Annotated in this window: 1 protein-coding gene; it reads right to left on the bottom strand. The window is 35.1% G+C overall.

The window, feature by feature from the left end; translation table 11 throughout:
* Positions 1-356 precede the first annotated feature (356 nt).
* Complete coding sequence (locus ACSZO1_RS22395; RefSeq protein ID WP_437616585.1) at positions 357-740, bottom strand: acyl-CoA thioesterase; 384 nt, start codon at positions 738-740, stop codon at positions 357-359.
* Positions 741-1,214 lie beyond the last annotated feature (474 nt).

The raw sequence follows: 1,214 nt of genomic DNA, 5'->3' as shown, positions 1-1,214 counted from the left end.
GTTCCGGCAGCCTTCAGTGGTCTTTGCAGAGTGAAGACAGGCGGCTTAGCGTTGCACTTCGAACTTGAATCCGCCATTGTCAATTTATCCAGTCAGAACATAAACAATAAACTTTATAATCTAACCGCTCACATATGAGTGGTAAAATATGTTAAGAGTGCATATGTAAGCGCTAAGGTCATTATTAAAAATCAACAAGCCATTAAAATGTTATGAGTTTGCATGCCCAGGAATGTGCATATACCAAGAATACTTCAAGTTGCAGGGGCCTGTGAACCCAAGTCTATAGTAGGGGAAAATTGTTTAGGCACTACCATCCTGCATCTTGAAGTTCCTTGGGTATAATAATATAAAATTTAATAAAGAGCATTTATCACGGATTCAGGGAGTGATGGTCTACCATTTATAAGGCAAGTACCAACAAAAACGGCTTCTGCATAAACAACATTATTGACAATTATTTGTTGAACGAAATTTACTCGGTTGCGTTTCTCATTAGGACGCAATTGACAAGTCACCTGCATTTTATCGCCAGTCAAAAGACTTTTTTTGAAACGCAATGTGTATTCGAGTATAATATGAATACGACCTTGAGAAAACTCATGCTCAAGATCCAATCCAAGTACTTCTTTCATGAGATCATGGCGAGTCCACTCCATGTAAAATGGATAGTATAGCCCATCCACAACCCCTTGAAAATCGATATGTTCCTGTTTAACTTCATAATATTTTACAAACATGAAAAAAATCCTTAGTGAACTTCTTTAAAGTAACTGGTAACCATCGCTGGCTACAATTACAATTTAGATAATACATACCTAACCTTTTGAATGAATGGATTTAAGTTTTCATCTCCCATACTTTAAGTCATGTAAAATCAGTTAGTACTGTGAAAATGTCCATTTTAAATAAAAAAGAATTACACATGTGTACTCATGTTAATGATTAAGACAAATAAAACTTCAATGTTTTGTCATAAAGTTTTTATCCATTAACGTGTGAGATTGCCAGAAAAAACATGTATTAATTTGTTAATGCTTTTACAAATAACAACATTTATGTGTAGGGGCATCTTTGATTGTTTTGCTTGCCAAGCATAAAACACACCTTTTTTATTGTTATTATTGATAAATGAACAAGTCGCGAATTCAGATAATAAGTGCAACGCTTGGTCATGTGGATGGAGGGACGGTTAGCTACCGATAAGCTATCCT

The sequence above is a fragment of the Erwinia sp. V71 genome, from assembly GCF_965644245.1.
GTDB lineage: Bacteria > Pseudomonadota > Gammaproteobacteria > Enterobacterales > Enterobacteriaceae > Erwinia.
The sequence above is the reverse complement of the archived record's forward strand: the minus strand, read 5'-3'. Positions and strand labels throughout refer to the sequence as shown.